The sequence below is a fragment of the Vibrio sp. T11.5 genome, assembly GCF_027587155.1.
Classification (GTDB): Bacteria; Pseudomonadota; Gammaproteobacteria; order Enterobacterales; family Vibrionaceae; genus Vibrio; species Vibrio neptunius.
This window is the reverse complement of the sequence record NZ_JAPPTP010000007.1, coordinates 135693-158050: the sequence shown is the minus strand read 5'-3', so window position 1 is coordinate 158050 and position 22358 is coordinate 135693. Positions and strand designations below refer to the sequence as shown.

Annotated in this window: 20 protein-coding genes and 1 tRNA gene; 15 read left to right on the top strand and 6 right to left on the bottom strand. The window is 44.9% G+C overall.

Going from position 1 to position 22358, the window contains the following annotated elements:
- Window positions 1-49 precede the first annotated feature (49 nt).
- The 4 genes from OH455_RS09940 to OH455_RS09925 form a co-directional block, all read right to left on the bottom strand.
- A complete protein-coding gene (locus OH455_RS09940) occupies window positions 50-1384 on the bottom strand; it encodes an outer membrane protein transport protein (protein WP_269981251.1) in 1335 nt (444 codons plus the stop codon).
- A gap of 316 nt (window positions 1385-1700) precedes the next feature.
- The gene (locus tag OH455_RS09935; RefSeq protein ID WP_269981250.1) at window positions 1701-3041 is read right to left on the bottom strand and encodes an outer membrane protein transport protein; all 1341 of its coding nucleotides are present in this window, start codon (window positions 3039-3041) and stop codon (window positions 1701-1703) included.
- A gap of 265 nt (window positions 3042-3306) precedes the next feature.
- Window positions 3307-4035: a DUF3379 domain-containing protein gene (locus tag OH455_RS09930; RefSeq protein WP_269981249.1), complete on the bottom strand. Its 729-nt coding sequence runs from the start codon at window positions 4033-4035 to the stop codon at window positions 3307-3309.
- Window positions 4028-4603, bottom strand: coding sequence for a sigma-70 family RNA polymerase sigma factor (locus OH455_RS09925; protein ID WP_157634020.1), 576 nt, complete (start codon window positions 4601-4603; stop codon window positions 4028-4030). The genes OH455_RS09930 and OH455_RS09925 overlap by 8 nt, the downstream gene beginning before the upstream one ends.
- A gap of 623 nt (window positions 4604-5226) precedes the next feature.
- Between OH455_RS09925 and fadI the strand changes: the two genes are divergently transcribed.
- The 3 genes from fadI (at window position 5227) to OH455_RS09910 (ending at window position 9309) form a co-directional block, all read left to right on the top strand.
- Entirely contained in the window at window positions 5227-6534 is a 1308-nt protein-coding gene (gene fadI, locus OH455_RS09920; RefSeq protein ID WP_045975272.1) for an acetyl-CoA C-acyltransferase FadI, read from the top strand.
- Entirely contained in the window at window positions 6534-8657 is a 2124-nt protein-coding gene (fadJ, locus tag OH455_RS09915; RefSeq protein ID WP_269981248.1) for a fatty acid oxidation complex subunit alpha FadJ, read from the top strand. The genes fadI and fadJ overlap by 1 nt, the downstream gene beginning before the upstream one ends.
- 103 nt (window positions 8658-8760) lie before the next feature.
- On the top strand, window positions 8761-9309 hold the full coding sequence (locus OH455_RS09910) for an NAD(P)H nitroreductase (RefSeq protein WP_045975270.1): 549 nt from the start codon (window positions 8761-8763) through the stop codon (window positions 9307-9309).
- 37 nt (window positions 9310-9346) lie between these two features.
- Here the strand turns inward: OH455_RS09910 and OH455_RS09905 are convergent, their stop codons facing one another.
- Window positions 9347-10222: a LysR family transcriptional regulator gene (locus OH455_RS09905; protein ID WP_045975269.1), complete on the bottom strand. Its 876-nt coding sequence runs from the start codon at window positions 10220-10222 to the stop codon at window positions 9347-9349.
- Window positions 10223-10464: 242 nt separating this feature from the next.
- Between OH455_RS09905 and OH455_RS09900 the strand changes: the two genes are divergently transcribed.
- From OH455_RS09900 to recR, 7 genes are all read left to right on the top strand, one after another.
- The gene (locus OH455_RS09900; RefSeq protein ID WP_269981247.1) at window positions 10465-11565 is read left to right on the top strand and encodes a response regulator; all 1101 of its coding nucleotides are present in this window, start codon (window positions 10465-10467) and stop codon (window positions 11563-11565) included.
- Window positions 11566-11729: 164 nt separating this feature from the next.
- Entirely contained in the window at window positions 11730-11861 is a 132-nt protein-coding gene (locus OH455_RS09895) for a hypothetical protein (RefSeq protein WP_005432936.1), read from the top strand.
- 47 nt (window positions 11862-11908) lie between these two features.
- The gene (locus OH455_RS09890; protein WP_045975317.1) at window positions 11909-12274 is read left to right on the top strand and encodes a YbaN family protein; all 366 of its coding nucleotides are present in this window, start codon (window positions 11909-11911) and stop codon (window positions 12272-12274) included.
- A gap of 161 nt (window positions 12275-12435) precedes the next feature.
- The gene (gene apt / locus OH455_RS09885) at window positions 12436-12981 is read left to right on the top strand and encodes an adenine phosphoribosyltransferase (RefSeq protein WP_269981246.1); all 546 of its coding nucleotides are present in this window, start codon (window positions 12436-12438) and stop codon (window positions 12979-12981) included.
- Window positions 12982-12993: 12 nt separating this feature from the next.
- Window positions 12994-15078 (top strand): DNA polymerase III subunit gamma/tau, encoded by a 2085-nt coding sequence (gene dnaX, locus OH455_RS09880; RefSeq protein ID WP_269981245.1) that lies wholly within the window; start codon window positions 12994-12996, stop codon window positions 15076-15078.
- Window positions 15079-15149: 71 nt separating this feature from the next.
- The gene (locus tag OH455_RS09875; RefSeq protein WP_006959389.1) at window positions 15150-15479 is read left to right on the top strand and encodes a YbaB/EbfC family nucleoid-associated protein; all 330 of its coding nucleotides are present in this window, start codon (window positions 15150-15152) and stop codon (window positions 15477-15479) included.
- Between the two features lie 16 nt (window positions 15480-15495).
- Window positions 15496-16095, top strand: coding sequence for a recombination mediator RecR (recR, locus tag OH455_RS09870; RefSeq protein WP_045975265.1), 600 nt, complete (start codon window positions 15496-15498; stop codon window positions 16093-16095).
- A 47-nt stretch (window positions 16096-16142) separates the two neighbouring features.
- Here recR and folD read toward each other — a convergent pair whose 3' ends face one another.
- The gene (gene folD, locus OH455_RS09865) at window positions 16143-17006 is read right to left on the bottom strand and encodes a bifunctional methylenetetrahydrofolate dehydrogenase/methenyltetrahydrofolate cyclohydrolase FolD (RefSeq protein ID WP_269981244.1); all 864 of its coding nucleotides are present in this window, start codon (window positions 17004-17006) and stop codon (window positions 16143-16145) included.
- A 201-nt stretch (window positions 17007-17207) separates the two neighbouring features.
- On the opposite strand from folD, the gene OH455_RS09860 reads away from it, so the two are divergent.
- From OH455_RS09860 to OH455_RS09840, 5 genes are all read left to right on the top strand, one after another.
- A tRNA-Arg gene (locus OH455_RS09860) sits at window positions 17208-17284 on the top strand.
- A 201-nt stretch (window positions 17285-17485) separates the two neighbouring features.
- Window positions 17486-18094 (top strand): DUF2913 family protein, encoded by a 609-nt coding sequence (locus OH455_RS09855; protein ID WP_269981243.1) that lies wholly within the window; start codon window positions 17486-17488, stop codon window positions 18092-18094.
- A gap of 643 nt (window positions 18095-18737) precedes the next feature.
- On the top strand, window positions 18738-19460 hold the full coding sequence (locus tag OH455_RS09850) for a response regulator (protein ID WP_239836842.1): 723 nt from the start codon (window positions 18738-18740) through the stop codon (window positions 19458-19460).
- A gap of 3 nt (window positions 19461-19463) precedes the next feature.
- Window positions 19464-20912 carry an ATP-binding protein gene (locus OH455_RS09845; RefSeq protein WP_269981242.1) on the top strand — a complete coding sequence of 483 codons (1449 nt, stop codon included), beginning with the start codon at window positions 19464-19466 and terminating at the stop codon, window positions 20910-20912.
- Window positions 20913-21050: 138 nt separating this feature from the next.
- Window positions 21051-22298 carry an ABC transporter substrate-binding protein gene (locus OH455_RS09840; RefSeq protein WP_006959371.1) on the top strand — a complete coding sequence of 416 codons (1248 nt, stop codon included), beginning with the start codon at window positions 21051-21053 and terminating at the stop codon, window positions 22296-22298.
- The last annotated feature ends 60 nt before the right edge of the window (window positions 22299-22358 follow it).

The window sequence follows — 22358 nt, the reverse complement described above, 5'->3', positions numbered from 1 at the left end:
AAAAAGGCTTGGTCATTGACCAAGCCTTTTTTCTTTGCGGGATAATTATTTAGAATGTGTAATTAGCTTGCACACCGATTAGCCAGACACTGCCTTTAGTTTCGCCGACGAATTGGCCTGCAACATTTTGTGCTTCATCATCCGATGTGTATCCGCGTGATTCGGTGATTGGTGCGTCTTTCGCGAGGATGTAGGTTAATCCACCATCTAGTGTGAACTGCTTAGTAAACTCGTAGCTCGCACCTAGGCTCAGCCATGTACGATCGGTTTCTGGAATGGTAATGGTGCGATTTTTATCACTGACTGCTGATGTGTCGTATGCGACGCCCGTACGCAGAGTTAGTTTTTGGTCAACCTGATAGGTGGCACCGATGGCGAAACGGTAGTTGTCTTCCCAGTTTTCAACCTTGACCATTTTAGTACCATAGGTATCAAGTTGTGCTTCAAGTTTCTCGAAGCTGCTCCAATCAGTCCAGTTTAAACTTGCGTGGATGGCAAGCTTTTCCGTTAGCTGGTGGAAGCTTGCTAGTTCAGCGGTTGCTGGTAGGGTGAGATCCATAGAGCCGTTGTCACGGTTTCCATTACCAAGGGACGAGTCAAAACCAATACCGGTTGCGTAGCCTTCAAGTTTTAGATCAATTTCAGATTTGTAAGTAAAGCCAATTCTATGATCTTGGTTAATTTGCCAAGCTGATCCGATTTGCCAACCCCAAGCGGTATCATCACCTTCCATGTATTTTAGAGTGGTGCCCTTGGCTGCTGAAATTGGAGTCGTGCCAATAACACCAATTACGTTGTTTTCCGGCGTTTTTGCACCGAAGCTACCTTCCCCCATGACGTAACGGAGACCACCACCAAAACTGAATTGTTCATTTAGCTGGTAAGCGGCGTTTAGATTAGCTTCCATCGTGGTGACGCTGGCTTCGTTACCAAAGTGTGCGGCGGCAAAGTCATCACCTAGATTGGTTTCCATACCGTAGTTAGTACCCAAGGCAAAGCCGACTGCGACTTTTTCAGAGTATTTATGAGAGAGATAAAAGTTAGGAATAACGGCGTCATTCGCGAAATCATCAGAAGAAGCATTGGATGTAGGAAGGGTCGGATTTGATGACTTAGAACCATCCACACTACCATTAACATCAACATTCGGGTTGACGTAGATAGCGCCAACAGAAATCTGAGTACCTTCTAGATAGGTTAGCATTGCTGGGTTGCGCCACTGAGCGCTCGCGTTGTCGGCTATAGCGGCTTCACCCGCGTAGGCGCGACCTAACCCTGTCGCTGAATATTCAGCGAGCTGGAATCCCGCTGCATTGACTGATGCTGATACTGAAAGAAGGCTACCTGCCACTGCAAGAGATAGGAGAGTTTTGTTTGTTTTCATTTTAATGTTCGCTGAACGTGTCAAGAGATGGTCGTGCGATCATAAGTTTAGAGTTATTGCTTTAAAAATTAAAAACAGTGTTAAGCTAGTATTTGGTATAAAATACTTGAAAATGAGTATTAACCTACTTAATCAACTAAATGTTAATGGCTTGTTTTGTAAACTGAGCGTACACGCGTAGTCTGAAAATGTTGTTTACGAGTACATGTGTAAGCTGAAAATAGTTGATAAACAGAGGTTTAAAGTGGGCTTTATCGTTCAGCTAAAAGAAAGGGCCAGTAAAAACTGGCCCTTTAAAGTTGTTATTAACTATACGTTAAAACTTGTGAGTGTATTGCATACCGAACAACATAGCTGTCGCTTTAGTCGTTGTATCTAGCTTAATGGTGTTCGCACCACTTGTGATGGTGTCGTTAACCTTTTGGTCTTCGCCTATGAGATAGGTGAAGCCAACATCTATTGCTTGATCTTGGTTGATATGGTAAGTGGCACCGGCAGAGAACCATTGACGGTCAGAATCAGGTACGGATACTGAAGTCAGTTCATCTTGAACGCCTTCGTCGAACATGTAGCCTACACGAGCTTCCCAGTCTTGGTTAATGTAGTAGGTACCACCAATAGAGTAGTGGAAGGTATCTTTCCACTTATATTCTTTAATTTCAGTACCGTTAGTTGTTGCTAAGCGATCGAAAGCGCTCCAACCAATCCATTGTACGCTGTAGTGAACAGCGAATTTAGTGTCTTCAATACGGTGGTAACCAGAGAATTCAAACATATCGGGTAGTGGGATCTTAAGATCACCGATATTTGAGTTACCGTTGTACGAAACAGTGCCGCTCACTTCTTTCTCTGGGCTGTAATGATAGCTTAAACCGAAGCGGTTGTTTTCATTTAACTCGTATACGGTTCCTAAGTTAAACCCTACTGCCCACCCAGACGCATCTATATTCATAAGCTCGCTGCTCTGAGTACCCAAGTTGCCACCCGGATTGTCCACTATATTTACAGTAGTCTGGCGTTTAAGTTCCCCTTCACCATAAATAATATCTAGTCCGCCACCAATGCTCCATTGTTCATTAAGACGATATGAACCAAGTAAAGCAATATTTGTTGTTTTAACGTTAGTAATGCCGCCGAAAGCGTCTGCACCAGGCACACTAGCGATGGTATTCGCGCCGCCTGATGAGGTGTACACTGTACCCGTTCCTTTACCCCAGTTGCTATCAAACTCATTGGTTGTACCAAAGTTAGAGTAAATACCAAGGCCGACAGCAAACTCTTCGTTAACAGGATGCACAATATAAAAGTTTGGCACAAAAGAGGTTGCGTCGTTTGTTGTGTCATCGACAGAACTAGATGAACCGCCGACTGCAGCTGGTTGAGTGTAAGTCGAATCCTTTATTTTTACTTCGGAGTCAATGATGTTAAAACCAAGCGACACTTCTGTTTGGTCGAATAATGACATTGCTGCAGCGTTACGAGACATAACAGAAGCGTTATCGGCGATAACAGCATCACCAGCGAATGCACGGCCTAAACCAGTCGCTGATTGAGAATTAAGTTGGAAACCGGCAGCGAGAGCTTGCTGCGAAGCCATTGTGGTTGTGGCAATGGTCACTGCTAAAAGTGATTTTTTAAACAGACGCGTCTTGTTCATTTTTGCTTTTTCCTTTTTTGTTCGTCTCTACCGGACGTTATACTCGAGCAAAAGCTCAGTGGTGGCTGATACTAGACTCAAGTATAAAAGATAGAAATCCGACCATTAGCTAATTGGATGATAAAATTATGGAAATGATGTGTATTTGGCAGGAAAATGCTGGAAAAAACTTCATTTTAGAGCTTGAGCTCTAATTTTATGCTAAAAAAATGGCTTGAACGATTCGCTCAAGCCATGAGGTGGGTCACAAAATGTTAAAATTTGGTTAACTCATAGGTTTGATGATAGTCATCAAGTTTTCGGCGATTTTGGCCACATCTTCACCCTCTTCTCCGACCAAGATTAAACTGGTCTGACCGACAGGTTCTACAACACCCGCCATACCTTCTTTCTCGAAGTCGACAGTCTTGTCTGAAGTAATGCCTGTTAAGAACAAGGTAACTTTACCTTTTTCACCACGGAAGACCATGTGAAGTGCATTCGATTGACCAAACCCACAATGATTGAGGTAGTAGACATGATATGGGAAGTTTTCACCAAGCTGGTGATCAAATGGCATCATCTTGGCGTTGATTTGCGATGATGCGACATTTTCATCCAAATTTTGAACGAATGGCTTTTCAGCAATGACGTGCTTGATGGCAGTATCAGCCAGACTTGCTTGTGCTGGAGATACAACGAGGTTACCCCAATTTACCTGTCCGACGAGCAAGCCAAAAACAAACGCAATCGATGCCGCCATGGCCATTGCTCGTTTAGCAAAGTTTGGTCTAACTACGTTTGATTCTGTGCTTGATGTCTGATGGAACAATATTCTGTCCGCCAGTTCTTCAGGGACATCTACATTCATTGCTTTGGCAATCTGAGCATCAAGATCCATTATATCATCGGCGAACTTGCCATTGGCATCATTCGACTTAATGGCTTCTAACATATCGCTGTCGCGGTCTTTAGGATCGGACATGATGCGACGACGAAACTCTAACTCATCCATTTTGCTGCCCTCTGTGACGGTTTTCTGTGTCTAACATATCTTTCAGTTGGTTTCTTGCTCTGAAGAGACGTGTCATCACAGTGTTCTTATTCAGACCGAGTATTTCACCAATTTCTTCGCCGCTAAATCCGCCGACGACTTGCAAGAAAAGTGGTTCGCGATACTCATCTTCCAGCTTCATGATCTGCGCCTGAATCCATTCGGATTGATGGTGTGGGTCATCGCTGACCTTTGCATCGTTGCCGTGATCATCAATATCGACCAGGTCAAACTGTTTTCTCTCAAAACGGCGAGCGTTTTCTCGTCTCAATATGGTAATGAGCCAAGATTTAGCTGCTTTTTCGTCCTGTAAACTATCCAGAGATTTCCATGCCCGTAGGCAAGTTTCTTGTACTAAATCCTCTGCCACCGACTGGTCTTTACATAACCAGTAAGCGTAACGGTACAAGTCTCTGTGATACGCTCTGACAAGCGCTTCATACTTTCTTTGTCTGTCCATATCCGAGTTGACCGGGCGGCTGGATTTTTTCTTCCCAAAAAAACTGATGATTGACACATGAGCCTCCAAATTTGCTCTGTGGTTTTTGTTGAACGCCTGTAAGTAAAGGTTGTTCGTGAGACCTGAATGAAATGGGCATGTCCAACTTTATGTGCAAGCGAATGTTCTCATAGCGACTGATAGAATTAAAGTTAATCGGATTATTTTATAAAATCTAATTAAGTGGATAAATCCACATAAACTTGATCTATTTCAAAATCCACTCAGTTTCAACGGTTATAGTATTCCTTGTCATCTAGTTGGTCTTATGACCAACATGTTGAGCAAGATGACACTTCCTTTTGAAGGCTGACTTTACTTTCTCCTAATCAGGAAACTGATTATTTTCAATTGGCGTAAGTTAATTGTTTTATATATTCCGACCACACAGTTCTGTGTGGTTTTTTTTTGCTCAACATTCTCCGCCACTGTAACTATAGATGATAGATTTTTTGCAAACAGCTTGCCTAAACCAAGGCTTTTTCTGCAAGCTATCTAATCTATAAATGCCGCTGCCATTCAGCTTTGGTTCATCCCAAACAAGTAAACTGCTTTTCCATCCTAAATCACGTTTATTTAAACGACCGTTTGATTGTATTAACATTCTGATTACAATGTTTCTGGTCAGACCTCTATTCTTTAAAGGAGAAACAATGGGCAAACAGGAAGTGAAAACGCGCTCTGGAGAGCGCGTCGCGGTTGTCGCTGGTTTGCGTACACCATTTGCACGTCAAAGTACTGAATTCAGTCAAGTGCCAGCAGTTGATCTGGGTAAAATGGTCGTAAGCGAGATGATGGCGCGAACTGAGATCGACCCAAAACTTGTCGATCAAGTCGTTTTTGGTCAAGTCGTGCAAATGCCGGAGGCTCCGAACATTGCTCGTGAAATCGTTCTTGGTACAGGAATGAATATTCACACTGATGCTTACAGCGTGACCCGAGCTTGCGCGACGAGTTTTCAGTCGGCGGTCAATGTGGCTGAAAGCATTATGTCTGGTTCGATTGATGTGGGGATTGCGGGTGGCGCAGACTCTTCTTCAGTATTACCCATTGGCGTGTCTAAAAAACTAGCGGCAAATCTACTCGCTCTGAGCAAAACGAAAACTCTAGGCCAAAAGCTCAAGATTCTTAAAAGTTTGTCCTTTAAAGATTTGATGCCAGTGCCTCCAGCTGTGGCAGAATACTCAACAGGTTTGTCGATGGGCCAAACTGCTGAACAGATGGCTAAATCACATGCGATTACTCGTCTTGAGCAAGATGCGTTGGCGCATCGTTCTCATACTCTTGCTGCTCAGGCATGGAATGAAGGGAAAATTGAAGGGGAGGTCATGACGGCATTCCCTGAACCGTATAAAAAGTGGCTCGCAAAAGATAATAACATTCGCTATGACTCTACACTCGAAGGTTACGCAAAGTTGCGTCCGGCCTTTGATCGTCAGTATGGCAGTGTCACTGCCGCAAACAGTACGCCACTCACCGATGGAGCCGCGGCAATTATGCTGATGCGTGAAGGCAAAGCAAAAGAGTTGGGCCTCGATATCATGGGTTACATCCGATCTTACGCATTCTCTGCGATTGGTGTTGAAACGGATATGTTAATGGGTCCTTCTTACTCAACGCCGATGGCTCTGTCCAGAGCGGGTATTGAACTGTCTGACCTTACTTTGATTGATATGCATGAGGCATTCGCAGCTCAAACCTTATCAAATGTGAAGATGTTTGCTTCTGATAAGTTTGCTCAAGAGCAACTGGGTCGATCCAAAGCGATTGGTGAAATCGATATGGATAAGTTTAATGTGCTGGGTGGCTCGATTGCCTATGGTCACCCATTTGCAGCGACAGGAGCACGAATGATTACTCAGACGTTACGAGAGCTAAAACGTCGAGGTGGTGGACTAGCGTTGAATACAGCGTGTGCCGCAGGTGGTTTGGGTGCAGCGATGGTTTTGGAGGTTGAGTAATGAGCGAGCAAAAAGCGTTTGAGTTAAAAATAGACGAACAAGATATCGCCTGGCTGTCTATTGATGTTCCGGGTGAGAAAATGAACACCTTACAAGCAGCGTTTGCTCAGGAAATGGAAGACATCTTTACCCAACTGAAGGAGAAAAAGTCCTCAGTAAAAGGTTTGATTATCCACTCTCTGAAACCGGACAACTTTATCGCAGGCGCTGATGTCAGGATGTTGGACGCATGTAACAGTGCTTCACAAGCGCAAGCTTTAGCCGAGCAAGGTCAACAGATGTTTCAGCAACTATCTGACTTACCTTATCCTGTTATTGCTGCCATTCACGGCCCTTGCTTGGGTGGCGGTTTAGAGCTTGCCCTTGCATGTGATTACCGTGTTTGTACGAACTCAGATAAAACTCGGCTAGGTTTACCGGAAGTACAGCTTGGACTGCTCCCAGGCTCTGGTGGTACGCAGCGACTGCCACGTCTTGTAGGGCTATTGCCATCTTTGGATATGATCCTGACAGGTAAGCAGCTACGTGCTAAAAAAGCCAAGAAACTTGGTGTTGTGGATGCTGTGGTACCTGAGACGATTTTACTTGAGGTAGCGAAGAGCTTTGTCGAAAAGCATGCTGGCAAATCGCGAGCTAAGCGCAAGGTTTCAACGAAAGAGAAGCTAATCGCTAATACTGGCCTTGGTCGTAAAGTGATCTTTGAGCAAGCATCAAAGAAGACCCTCGAAAAGACTCGTGGCAATTACCCAGCGGCAGAGGCAATCCTAGAAGTGATTCGCTACGGCTTAGAGAAAGGGTTTGAGAAAGGCCAGCAAAAAGAAGCGCAGCGCTTTGGTGAGTTGGTAATGACCTCTGAGTCGAAAGCACTTCGCTCTATTTTCTTCGCGACAACTGAGATGAAGAAAGAGAATGGCAGCGATGCTGAGCCTAAAATGATTGAACGTGCGGCGGTTCTTGGTGGTGGCCTGATGGGTGCTGGAATTAGCCACGTCAGCGTCTCGAAAGCGAAAGTTCCAGTGCGTATTAAAGATGTCTCTAATGATGGTATTCTTAACGCATTGAAGTACAACTACAAGTTGTTTGATAAGCAGCGTAAGCGTCGCATTATTTCTAAAGCACAACTGCAGTCCCAAATGTTACAGATGTCAGGTGGAACCGATTTCACCAGCTTCAATCATACGGATGTTGTTGTTGAAGCGGTATTTGAAGATCTGAGCCTCAAGCAGCAAATGGTCGCTGATGTGGAAGAGAATGCGAAAGATAGCACTATTTTTGCTACTAATACCTCTTCGCTGCCCATTCATCAGATAGCGGAAAAAGCTCAGCGACCTGAAAACATCGTTGGCTTGCATTACTTTAGCCCAGTAGAAAAAATGCCGTTGGTTGAGGTTATTCCTCATCAAACAACGTCTGATGAAACAATCTCGACTGTCGTTGAGTTTGCACGTAAGCAAGGTAAAACGCCGATTGTTGTTAAAGATTGCGCAGGTTTCTACGTGAACCGTATTCTTGCTCCGTACATGAATGAAGCGGCGCAAGTTTTGATGTCTGGTGAGCCGATAGAGCAATTGGATAAAGCTTTGCTGAACTTTGGATTCCCAGTAGGCCCGATAACCTTGCTTGACGAAGTCGGTGTCGATATCGGTGCTAAGATCATGCCGATTCTGGTTGAAGAATTAGGCGAACGTTTCCAAGGCCCTGACGTGTTCGATATCTTGCTGAATGATAATCGTAAAGGACGTAAGACAGGTAAAGGTTTCTATACCTATAAGGGTAAGAAGAAGGAAGTCGACAAGTCAGTGTATAAGCTACTTAGCTTGTCACCAGAGTCTAAGATGGCAGAGAAAGACATCGCGATGCGCTGTGTGCTACCTATGTTGAATGAAGCGGTTCGCTGTCTGGACGAAGGCATTATTCGTAGCCCTCGAGATGGTGACATTGGTGCTATTTTTGGTATTGGCTTCCCTCCTTTCCTTGGTGGTCCATTCCGCTATATGGACCAGATTGGTGTGAAGAAACTGGTAGAAATGATGAACGAGCACGCGCAGAAATACGGGGATCGTTTCGCTCCTTGTGATGGTTTGTTGACCCGAGCAGGGTTAGAGAAATCGTTTTACGAGTAACGCGAGATCGAAGATGGTAAGGCGAACCGTAAGGTTCGCCTTTTTTGTTACCTGAGGTTATGATCAAGCCAAAGCAAAGATAAAAACTCAGTAAGGATTTCAAATGGATGCTTTAGATTTGTTGCTCAACCGTCGTTCGATAGCAAAATTGTCTGAGCCTGCGCCAGAAGGACAGGTGCTTGAGAATATAATCCGTGCTGGATTGAGAGCCCCAGATCACGCAGGCTTAACACCTTGGCGCTTTGTTATTTCCCAAGGTGAAGGTCTTAACAAGCTGTCACACATTCTGGTGTCAGCGGCCAAAGTCGAGAACAGCGAAGACGCGGTTTTAGATAAACTGAAAAATGCGCCATTCCGAGCACCTATGGTTATCACAGTGATTGCTAAAGTTACTCAGCATGAAAAAGTACCGCCACTGGAGCAATATCTATCTGCGGGGTGTGCGGTGCAGGCTATGCAAATGGCCGCGGTGGCTCAAGGTTTTCAAGGCTTTTGGCGCTCAGGAAAGTGGATGTTTCACCCAGCAGTTCACGATGCGTTTGGTCTAACAGGTGAAGATGAAATTGTTGGCTTTCTCTACTTGGGAACACCATCATGTAACCCAATGAAAGTACCAGAACGGGACCTGAGTAAGTTTGTCGAGTACTTGTAACAAAAGAGCTTGGGTTCCCCCAAGCTCTTTTTATTTATCAATGGATGTTGTAAGCGATCACAAAGTCGATAAACAAGCGTACTTTTTCTGGTAGGTGGTCTTTGTGGTTATACAACATGTAGATATCTCGTGGGTTTGCGCTCCACTCTTCAAGAACCCGCACTAAACTGCCATCTTGGAGGTACTCCTTAAGCATCGCATCAGGCATAAGCGTTATACCCAAGCCATCTGAGCAGGCACTACGCACCACGTCTAAGGTGTTTGCTTGAAAACGTCCTTTATCATTATTTACAACGGTTTCTCCACTGGCGTTAGTCAGTTGCCATTTGAGGAGAGGAGCACCTTTCAACAGCGGGTGGGTGTGTAAATCTTCGGCATGTTTTGGAGCTGGGTTATTTTTCAAATAAATTGGGCTGGCAACCAAGATATCTTCAACAGAACTGATTTTACGAGCAATGAGGCTTGAATCTCGTTGCGGGCCGACACGGAATATGACGTCCCATTCTGTTGGGTCGAGCTGATCTGCATGGTTACTGGTAGTGAGTTCAATATTAATGTCCGGATAATGCGTCATGAACTCATTGAACATCGGCATCATCATTCTCTTGGTGAGGTTAGATGGTGCTGAAATACGAATTTTACCCGCAGCGCCACGACATTCGTCAGTGATCTCTTCAGCGGCTAGGGTCAGTCTGTTGAGTAGCGGAGAGCATTCGTTGTAAAAACGTTCGCCGGCTTCTGTGAGAGAAAGCTTACGAGCATGGCGATTGAGCAGTCTAAGGTTTAGAGCCTCTTCCAACGCTTGTATGCGTCGAGTGATTGTAGCAACGGGAATCATCGTCTTACGAGACGTGGCGGTATAGCTCCCATTTTCCACAACTAGCCTAAACAGGTTGAGATCGTCTAATTTCATTTTGTCCGACACATTTTTATGGATTTGGTTAATTTATATCTATATCAGATGTCAAAGGTTGAGTCACATCAACAAGTTTTACGATCTTTGACATTGCATACATATAGTATGTAACAAGTGCGAGAAGTGGAAGATTTGTATAAATACACTTTCGCGACTACTTTTAAATGAGTGTTTGAAACGAGTTATAAAAACAATAATAACAGCAGTTGTACGTTTTTAGTTGTGTGAGGCGAAGGTTTATGCATAAAACATACGAAGTGGCGACAAAGCCCTCAGTTCAGCTGGCTGCCAGCCCAAAACGGATTATGCTAGTCGACGATGATCCTGTTTTTCGTAAGATTACCAGCGGGTTTCTCGAAGCTCAAGGTTATCAAGTCGTAGAAGCTGAAAATGGCTTAGAAGGTCTTAAAAAGCTCAGAGATGCTGAGCCCGATATTATTTTGTGCGATCTATCGATGCCAGTGTTGGATGGTATAGAGTTTGTGGAAGAGGTGAGTTTAGAGTACCCATCGCTCCCGTTGATCGTTGTATCTGCAACCGATGAAATGTCAGATGTAGCAAAAGCGCTACGGTTCGGCATTAAGGATTTTTTACCGAAGCCAATTACAAATCATGAGCATCTCGCGAGTGCAATCGAGAACACGCTCGACGATTCAGATAACCATCTTTCTGATCAGCGTGATTTTGCCAGCCAATGGTTTCGTGTAGACAGTGGTGATATGCCAGAGGAACAGGAGTTACATTGGCACCTCGAATTTCTCGAAGACAATCCCATTGCTGCGAAAGATTTACTTCATGCTTTGCTACCCGATAAGGATACGTCTCAGGGGGATTGGAAGTGCAGTTACCGCTTATTGCAGTCCACAGATGTTATGCCTCTAGTGTTTGATTATGCTTGGCTTATGAATGGCCAGTTTGCGTTTTATCTTGTTGACTCAGCGAGCGAAGGGCAGCACGGTGCAGCGACGACTCTGCTGGTACGCGCGTTGTTCCATGATTACTTAAGAAATCTGAAGTGTTTCAACGCGGATCTGAAAGACATTGCTGACCTTCTTGAAAAAGGGGTGACGTGTTCCGAATGTGCGAGTCCAGTACGTGCCCTGTTTGGATTAGCTGATGTGTCTGAAGGAACACTATCTATTTTACCTGCCGGATTAGATGCCCAGTGGTCTAATGGCTACTTTTCGCAGCACATACCTGCGGGTGTGAGGCTAGGGGATAGTTGTGCGAAGAACTTCATTACCACTGATCTGCCAATACAGTCTGCTTGCCAGTTAACTTTAAGCTGTTTGGGTTCAAGTAGTTTCAGCTTAGATATTTTCCGCGGAGGGAGTGCGTAAGCGCTCCTTTGGCATTGAGTAGAATAGTGGAATAACCTTTTTTTTATTCGGTGTTTATGTGCAAGGTATTAGGGTATAGTCCGCCAAAACAAAAATGACCCAATGTTTTAACGAAAGTTTAACTCGTGGTCGGAAAATCGTCACTACATTAGAGAAGTAATCCCATGGCAGACAAAGATTTCAAAGAACCTTACAATATTTTCTACTTTCTAGGTTTTATTGCAGTGCTACTGATCCCTACACTACCAGCCACGTTAACTTGGATTCGTGTAATGAACGGATACGCGGGTTTCTAATTGATTTCTTGGAGCTTACCATCAGTATTCAAAGACTTGGTTTAAATATTGTCGGTAGCTTAAGTTTGTGCCTGGGCTTTCTGGGCATATTCCTCCCTCTTCTCCCAACGACGCCATTTATTCTTCTTGCCAGTGCGTGTTTCATGCGCAGTAGCCCAACCTTCCATCGTTGGTTGCATGAGCACAAAACGTTTGGGCCTATCTTAGACAATTGGCATCAGCATGGTGCAGTAACCAGCAAAGTAAAAACACGTGGTGCCATCTGTATGGTCGCGAGCTTTACCTTTTCTATTTGGGTTGTTCCCCACTTTTGGCTAAAGATTATGCTGGTAGTCATGCTGATCATCTTATTGACTTGGTTTATTCGTTTACCAGTGATAGAGCGCCTTGCTGACAAGCAAGAAAATCACTAAGATTGCAGTAAAGTGTGCCCGCTCTTCAGAGTGGGCGTTTATAATTGTAGGCACAGAACATTTAAGTCAGCGGTTGATGACCCAAATGTGCAGAGAACCCCGCTAGCGTCACCACATAATGACAAGATAGGTACACGCTTAGCCAATCTAAGAAATGAGTTATGACAACTGAAACAATCTCACTGATCAAATCCAGCATCAAAAGTATTCCAGATTATCCAAAGCCAGGCATTCTATTTCGTGACGTGACCAGCTTGATGGAAGACGCTCCTGCTTACCAAGCGACGATCCAACTATTGGTTGAAAAATACAAGGACATGGGTTTCACCAAAATTGTAGGTACAGAAGCGCGTGGTTTTCTATTTGGGGCTCCGCTTGCACTTGAGCTAGGCCTAGGTTTTGTTCCTGTGCGTAAGCCGGGTAAATTGCCACGTGAGACCGTTGCTCAATCTTATGAGCTCGAGTACGGCACTGACACACTGGAAATCCACACTGACGCGATTTCACAAGGTGACAAAGTGTTGGTTGTTGATGATCTTTTGGCCACTGGTGGCACTATTGAAGCGACAACGAAACTGATTCGTCAGTTGGGTGGCGTTGTGGAACATGCTGCATTTGTTATCAATCTTCCAGAGATTGGTGGCGACAAGCGTCTAGAAGGTTTAGGCCTCGACGTATACAGTATCTGTGAATTTGACGGCCATTAATCGGATATATTCATGAGTTATCTTGCTTTAGCTCGAAAGTGGCGACCTACTAACTTCAATGAAGTGGTAGGGCAAAGCCATGTTTTGACAGCATTGGAAAATGCTTTAGCCCAGAACCGGCTCCATCATGCCTACTTGTTTAGCGGTACACGTGGTGTTGGGAAAACGACGATAGGTCGATTGTTTGCAAAAGGGCTGAATTGTGAAACAGGAATTACAGCGACGCCTTGTGGTACTTGTGCTACTTGTAAAGAAATCGATGAAGGCCGGTTTGTCGACCTATTGGAAATCGATGCTGCGTCACGCACTAAAGTTGAAGATACTCGTGAATTGCTGGATAACGTGCAATATAAGCCTGCACGAGGTCGATTTAAGGTTTATCTAATCGATGAAGTCCACATGCTCTCGCGCCACAGTTTTAACGCGTTACTTAAAACACTCGAAGAGCCGCCTGAGTATGTGAAATTCCTTCTGGCGACGACTGATCCGCAAAAGCTACCTGTTACCATTTTATCCCGTTGTTTGCAGTTTCATCTCAAGCCAATCAGTGTTGATACTATCCATGAACAGTTGGATCATATTTTAAAACATGAGCAAGTCTCCTCTGAGCCGCGAGCGCTTGGAATGATAGCACACGCTGCTGATGGTAGTATGCGTGATGCATTGAGCTTAAGTGATCAGGCCATTGCATTAGGTAACGGACAAGTACTTACTGACAGCGTGGCACACATGTTGGGCACACTGGATACCGACCAGGCGTTGCATTTGCTTGAGGCGATCAGCTCAAAGCAACCTCAGGTGGCGATGGACCGTTTATCAGCCTTAGCGCAAAACGGCGTTGAATGGGATGGGCTGCTCCAACAGCTTGCGACTCAGTTGCATCGTCTAGCAATGTATCAGGCACTGCCTGCAACATTGGACAAGGCGCAGCCTGACGCAGAAAAAGTAGAGCTTTTGAGTCGTGCTTTAGCGCCTCAAGATGTTCAGCTGTATTATCAAATTGCTTTGAAAGGTCGCCAAGATCTTCCTTTAGCGCCTTCAGAGCGCATTGGTCTAGAGATGGTTGTGCTGAGAATGATGGCATTCAGGCCATCAGCGAAACCTGATGCACAAGCGATCTCGACAGATGTTACTCAGTCTGAGCTGACGACTCCAGTTTCAGTCTCTCAACCTCCCTCTAGTGCGACGACTCACAGTACCACCTCGCCTGTCGCACCGACTCCTTCCCATCGGCAGGATCGAGAAGCGTTACCGCCGGCTGGTTACACGCCAGAGCAATATAGCCATGAGCCTATGGATTACGAGCCTTTGCAGCCTGACACACCGGTCCCATCTATGTCTCAAGAGCAGCAGGTTCCGCCTTCAGTACAACAGGACCAACCTACATCGCCTGTGAGTGGGTTGCGTCATCAGCTTCGTTCTCAACGTAAAGGGAACCACCAAGGAAATACGCCAAAAAAGGCTAACGCGACATCAGCAAAAAAATCAGAATCTGTTCTTGACCGAGTTGCTCAGCGACAATCAGGAACTCTGCCGGTGTCGCCATTGTCAAACTCGCAGTCGGTAGCGACACCTGAGCCGATTAAGAATGAACCTTATCAGTGGAAGCCGACCCTAACTCAAGTCGAAAAACAGGACAGTGAACTGACTCCAACTCAGATAAAAAAAGCGTTGGAGCATGAGAAAACACCTGAAATGGCCCAAAAATTAGCAGAAGAGAGCCTAGGGAAAAATGAGTGGGCGAAGCTGATTAGTCAGCTGGACACGGCTAAGCTGACTGAGCAATTGGCTCTGAACTCCCATTATGAAAAACAAGGTTCATTAATCGCACTAACATTAAGGCCTCAGCAGGCGCATTTAAATACTGAGCGTGCGCAAAGTGAGTTACTCGAGGCAGTCAACAGAGCTATTGGTGAGGATTGTCATCTTACTGTTGAGATAGGCGATAGCGGAGAAACACCTTTAGAGCTGAGAGAAAAACTTTATCAAGGAAGATTGCAACAGGCGTTTGTGAGCTTAGAAAATGATAATCATGTTCAGTTCATTGAGCAAAGATTTGCTGCAGAACTCGATAAAGACAGTGTACGACCAATCTAATTCTGGGGTTGAAAAGTCATACTTCGACCCCATTTATTAACGAAATAGGCTAAATAACCAGAGAGATAATCATGTTTGGTAAAGGCGGTATGGGCAATTTGATGAAGCAAGCCCAGCAAATGCAAGAGCGTATGCAAAAGCTTCAAGAAGAAATTGCAAATATGGAAGTGACAGGTGAGTCTGGTGCAGGCCTAGTAAAAGTCACTATCACGGGCAGCCACAGCGTGCGTCGCGTTGAAATTGATGAAAGTCTGATGGAAGACGACAAGGAAATGTTAGAAGACCTTATCGCTGCTGCTTTCAACGATGCTGCTCGTCGTGTTGAAGAAACTCAGAAAGAAAAAATGGCTGGCGTGACTGGAGGTATGCAACTACCACCGGGCATGAAAATGCCTTTCTAATCGATAGGGTTAGTTAATGCGCACCAGTCATATGCTGGAGCAATTGATGGAGGCCTTGCGTTGTCTGCCTGGGGTTGGTCCCAAGTCGGCTCAACGTATGGCCTTTCATTTGTTACAGCGCGATAGAAAAGGTGGTTTGCAGTTATCGGATGCGTTAAGCCATGCGATGACTGAAATTGGTCACTGCAATGAATGTCGCACGTTTACCGAAGAAGAAACCTGCCATATTTGTACCAATCCTAAACGTCAGGAAAATGGTCAAATTTGTGTAGTTGAAAGCCCGGCTGATATTGCTGCTGTAGAGTCAACGGGTCAGTTTTCTGGCCGCTATTTTGTTTTGATGGGGCATTTGTCTCCCCTTGATGGAATTGGTCCGAGTGATATTGGCCTGGATGTGCTCGACTACCGCTTACGCCGAGGGGATGTTTCCGAAGTCATTCTCGCGACCAACCCCACAGTCGAAGGGGAGGCCACAGCACATTATATCGCTGAATTGTGTAAGGAACATCAGGTTCAGGCGAGCAGAATTGCCCATGGCGTCCCTGTAGGTGGTGAATTAGAGTTGGTGGATGGCACAACGCTCTCACATTCACTGTTAGGTCGACAAAAGCTATGATTCATACTGGATGATTGAAAAAGCCACTCTTGAGAGTGGCTTTTTTGTTATTTCTGTTTGGTGTGAAACTGTTCACAAGCCAACATTGTATTCTCAATCAAGCTGGCTACTGTCATTGGACCAACACCACCAGGAACGGGTGTAATAAAGCTCGCACTTTCCTTCGCGTTTTTGTAATCGACGTCACCGACGAGTTTTCCAGACTCTAAGCGGTTGATACCGACATCGACTACCACGGCGCCTTCTTTGATCCAATTACCTGGAATAAAGTTAGGTTTACCTACCGCTACTACCACTACATCAGCTTGTCGCACGTGGCTTTCGAGATCTTTGGTGAATCGGTGACAAGTGGTCGTGGTACAGCCCGCTAGCAGAAGCTCAAGCGTCATAGGGCGGCCAACAATGTTAGACGCGCCTACAACAACCGCATGCATACCGCGAAGGTTGATATTGTAGCGGTCAAGTAACGTGATGATGCCTTTGGGTGTGCATGAACGAAGTTTAGGGATACGTTGAGCAAGACGACCAACGTTATAAGGGTGGAAGCCATCAACGTCTTTTTCTGGGTGAATACGTTCTAATACATGTGTTGTATCGATACCAGCGGGTAACGGAAGCTGTACCAGAATACCATCAATTTCTTCGTCAGCATTCAACTCATCAATTAGAGACAACAATGCTTCTTCTGAAGTTGAAGCAGAAAGATCAAATGATTTTGATACGAACCCTACTTCTTCACACGCGCGACGCTTGCTTCCAACGTACACTTGCGATGCCGGATCTTCCCCGACCAGCACTACAGCAAGGCCAGGTGCTCTTAAGCCAGAATTGACACGAGCCTTCACACGAGCGGCAACTTCCGATCGAACGGTTTGAGAAATAAGTGTTCCATCAATATTTTGAGCAGTCATGGCGTTCCTTTAAATAGAATGGCTATCTAGTTGCCGCGCATTGTCGCAAAAAATTTGACTAACATCTATAAGCAAACGTTTGCCTTGGGGTGTTTTTAATCAAAATGCAATCTGGTGACCTTTTTTTAGTCATTCAGATCAGAATGTTAAGAAAATACCTTGTTTTAAGAACTCGAACTCGTATAATCCTTTCCCTGTAGCGCGCCCTTAGCTCAGTTGGATAGAGCACGTGCCTTCTAAGCATGTGGTCGCAGGTTCGAATCCTGCAGGGCGTGCCATTTCTTTAAAAACCCTGATGGCTTAGCGGCTGTCAGGGTTTTGTCTTTCTATGAAAGGATGAAAACTGGTTCATAACCATAGCGTGACGATTGCACTGAATTTGACCTGTACATAAGCTGAGCTTTTCTGTAGCATGACGTTCCTTCTCAAAGTACCTAAATTGATTAAAGCTTGAACAGGGCCCCATACGTTCAGACAACATGCGCAGTATCCATACTAAAATTAAACCCGAGTTTGAGCCTCTTCTGTCTGAGCTAGCATTACATGCATTGCTTCATCTGCACACTAATCATTCTGCACAGGCTTTAGGCCGAAAGTCGCGTTCGGACATCAATGATATACTTTCTGCTTGGCTGAACAAGGCGGCTAACAGCAAGAAGTATAAGCCTTTTAAGAAGAAAGTCCGCTCTCTGGTCAGTCACGCTCGCTCTCAGCGTCTGGATATGGAATCAATGCTAGGCAATCTGTTCTCACCAATTCATGGTGATGAATTGCCTCATTTAGACAGCTTTCTTTTGCTTATCAACTCTATAGAGAAAGAACTCAATACAACGGTGCTGGTGTCTAGTGCAGAAGAGGTGGACTTAGCCTTTAATCCTAAAGGTTGTCTATTGTGTGTGCTGTCACCGGATTTGAATGCGCATTTTGATAATCGCAATCGTCTATCTGCTAATATTTCAATGCTATTTCGTGGTACTCGTGGCGAAAAGCATGCCATTCTTCGAACCATTTACGCTTCCGCAATCTTTGAACATAAAGTTGATTACGAAGATGATAGCTTTGTGCGCATTAGCTTAGGTTTGAAATAAATTTACCGCTTCGTCCCTGAATGGACTGAAATCTTAATTGCCTTCATTTAATTGTATTTTTACGAATTTTAGCCGCAATTTACCGATAAATCGCGCACTGGAACCAATTGTTTACACTCTTTAAAGCTCGAAAAGTAAGCTTAAACTCTCAAATTTTTCAGATTGTCATAAAAATTTAATCTTATTGTGTATTGAGAAACCTCATCAAATTCATCATATTGTAATCAAGATGTAATAAAAATAATGAGGAGAATGTATGCAGCATCAAGAAATGATTCAACCTTCTAACTTTGGCGTTATCAGCCGCACTTGCCTATTTTCTCTTGTAGGGATTGTGGGTGTTTTCGCTCTTATTTAATATTGAATGACACTAAAGCAAAGCCTTAATAAGTGTTCAGGGACGTGGTTATAACATCATTTATTAGGGCAGCTTTCGAAGCATATCTATTCGCTTTAGTCAATTCCCTTCAGCAGCTCTTCCTAATTGACCTCTCTTGTTGAAAAGTACTGGATTACTTTTATATTTGTTAATAGGTTGTGATCTGAATCTGTTTTGTGATCAAATAATCCAATTTTATCAATCTGCCCCATTCCTATTAATCTCTAAACTAGAGCCAGACATCGTAAGTAATAATTGAAGTGAATGAACGCAAAGATACTTGTTGTAGATGATGATCTAGAAATTCGGGAGCTGTTGGGTGAATACCTGACCAAAGCGGGTTATCAGGTCAACGCCGTGGCGGATGGAGATGAATTAAAAGCGCACCTCGATCAAGAAGGCTACCCAGATATGGTTCTTCTTGATGTGATGCTACCGGGTGATGACGGCTTTACCTTGTGCCAACACATTCGTCGCGACTCGAATGTACCAATTATTATGTTGACTGCAGTGTCGGATGAAACTGATCAGATCATTGGTCTGGAAATTGGAGCCGATGACTACATTGCTAAACCATTTAATCCACGTCAGCTCATTGCTCGGATAAAAGCGGTGTTGCGACGAGTTCAAGTCAATGAAGAAAAAAGTTCGGATTCTCTACCAAAACAGATTACGTTTGGTGACTGGCAACTTGATACCTTAGCGCACAAAATTACCCATAGTGATACCCAAGAAGAACACGATCTGTCGGGCAGTGACTTTGCACTCTTAATGCTGTTTCTCTCGCGTCCGAATGAAGTTTTAGATCGCGATACGATCTCTTTTGCGACCAGAGGGCGAGAGGCACTTCCTTTTGAGCGAGGTATTGACGTCCAGTTGAGTCGCTTGCGTCAGCGTTTGGGTGATAGTGGTAAATACCCGCAATATATTAAAACTATGCGCGGAAATGGCTATATCCTCGCCGTACCAGTCAGCATCGAACATTGATAGATGGACGCTTTATTACATAGGCTAAAACCCAATTCCTTGGTCACCCGTACTCTAGGGCTAGCGTTGTTAGCGGTGATATTAGCACAGGGCATTGCCACGGCTATCTGGTATACCGAATCGAAGCAAAAAGAGTTGGCAGGTATTCAGTCTGCCTCTGAAAGCATGGCGAACATGTTTTCCTCAACCGTGACATTTTTCCAATCCCTACCGACGCGCTATCGTCATATTGTACTAGATCAGATTCGTAATATGGGTGGCACGCGTTTCTTTGTGTCATTCAACAAAGAAAAGCTAATTGTTGAGCCGATTCCAGATACACAGTTAAAAAGAGCCTCACTCTCTGCGGTGGAAACTGTGCTCAACGACAAGTTACCTAAGGTGTCTTCGATATCTGTCGACTTTTCTCATGCGCACAATCTTCGTCTACTAAAGAATGACATCTACCTTAGTGATTTACCAAAATCATGGGCGCATCATACTTTAACATTATCACCCATTGATCCTCCCGTCCTAGTGGTACAGATCGAGCTTAAGAGCAATGAGTGGGTCTATATTGCTGCCTTACTTCCCGCACCCTATGTCACATTGGATGACACCTTAATTGGTCGAGAGCAGATCCTGTTCATCTTCTTCTCGACGACCTTGTTGCTTGGTCTGACTTACCTGTTAATGCGCCGGCAAGTCAAACCCTTAAAGCGTTTGGCAAAAGCGGCCAATGAAATGAGCATGGATATTGATCAGCCGCCACTAGGTGAAGAAGGGGCGAGCGAACTGGTCACTGCGACGCGAGCGTTTAATCGTATGCAGCAGCGTATCAGACGCTATGTGGCTGATAGGGAGCATCTGTTTTCGTCTATATCGCATGATCTCAAAACGCCGATCACTCGATTACGTTTAAGAGCTGAGCTACTCGATGACGACAAAAAACGTCATAAATTCAATCAGGACTTAGATGAGCTGGAGATGATGGTCAAAGGGGCGCTTCAATGTGTGAAAGACACTGATTTACACGAGAACAATGCCTTTATTGATCTCAATGCCATGATTCAGTCGGTAATCGAGCCGATGAACTTTAAGCGTGATAGCGTCACTTTTACTCCAATCGAGATGGAACCTATGGTGGCTAAGCCCTTAGCCATTAAGCGAGTGTTGACCAATTTAATCGATAATGCGGTTAAATATGGAAATAGTGCGAGCGTGTCGATTGAAGTGACGGATGAATGGATTTCCGTCTCGATTGACGATGTTGGACCGGGCATACCAAGTGATAAGCTTGAAGCCGTTTTTGAGCCGTATTTTCGCTTAGCTTCTGATGATCAGGGCCACGGTCTTGGCTTAGGTATCTGCCGCAACATTCTGCATGGGCACGGCGGAGATCTCATTATTAGCAATTGCCCACAAGGCGGTTTGAGAGCGCAACTCTTTATTCCACCGACACTTGAAGTTTAATGTAACATTGTTGTTACATTCCTATTACGGTTTGTTTCAATCTAATCTGTGCAAATCTATACACTCATTTTCGAACACATGAAACAGGGGCTTGTTCGCTGTCAGCCCTGTGTCTAATCCAATACATGGAAGATAATAATGAAAATGAATAAAACCCTACTTACCTTATCCCTTCTATCAGCGGCCTCTATGACTCAAGCGGGTGAGGTTGAAGTACTTCACTGGTGGACTTCGGGTGGCGAAGCTAAATCCATTTCTGTTCTGAAAGACATGCTGGAAGAACAAGGCCATAGCTGGAAGGATTTTGCGGTTGCTGGTGGCGGTGGTGAAAGTGCGATGACGGTACTGAAAACTCGTGCGGTGTCAGGTAATCCACCTTCAGCGGCGCAGATAAAAGGCCATGACATTCAAGAGTGGGGTGGTCTGGGTTTCCTGACTAATCTTGATGACGTTGCAGAAAAAGGTAACTGGGATGGCGTAGTGCCAAAAATGGTGACCGACGTCATGAAGTGGGATGGTGATTTTGTCGCTGTGCCAGTCAACGTTCACCGTGTGAACTGGCTTTGGGCAAACCCAGCGGTATTTGAAAAAGCGGGCGCAAAAGTCCCAACGACCTTGGATGAGTTTTTCGTCGCAGGTGACAAAATTAAAGCAGCTGGTTTAATCCCGTTGGCCCACGGTGGTCAGCCATGGCAGGACGCTACTGTGTTTGAAGCGGTTGCGCTTGATGTTTTAGGCAGCGAAGACTATGTCAAAGCCTTTGTTGAGCTGGATATGGATGTTCTGTCTGGCGACAAGATGGTCGAAGTGTTCGCCAAATTCCAGAAAATGCATGATTACATCGACTCAAACTCGCCGGGCCGTGACTGGAACGTTGCGACTTCTATGGTGATCAATGGTGAAGCAGCGATGCAAATCATGGGTGATTGGGCGAAGGGCGAATTCTCAGCAGCCGGCAAAGTGGCAGGTAAAGATTATGTCTGTGTACCAGCTCCGGGTACCGCAGGTCAATTTACTCATAATGTCGACAGCTTTGCTTTCTTTGAGCTAGGCGAATCAGGCAACCAACAAGCGCAAAAAGCGTTGGCAGCCACCATTCTTGACCCTAAATTCCAAGAAGTGTTCAACCTGAATAAAGGTTCTATTCCAGTACGCCTAGATATGGATATGTCGAAGTTTGATAAGTGTGCACTGGATTCAATGGACGAGTTTAAAGCGACGGCGAAATCCGGTGATCTCGTACCAAGTATGGCGCACGGCATGTCAACAACCAGCTACGCACAAGGCGCGATCTTTGACGTTGTGACTAACTTCTTTAACGACAAAGATGCCAATCCGCAAGACGCCGCGCAGAAACTGGCGAAAGCAGTAAAAGCGGCGATCTAACGGCGCTTTATTCTGTCACCCCCAAGGGCAGGCAGGCTTGTGGGGAGCCTGCTTGTCCTT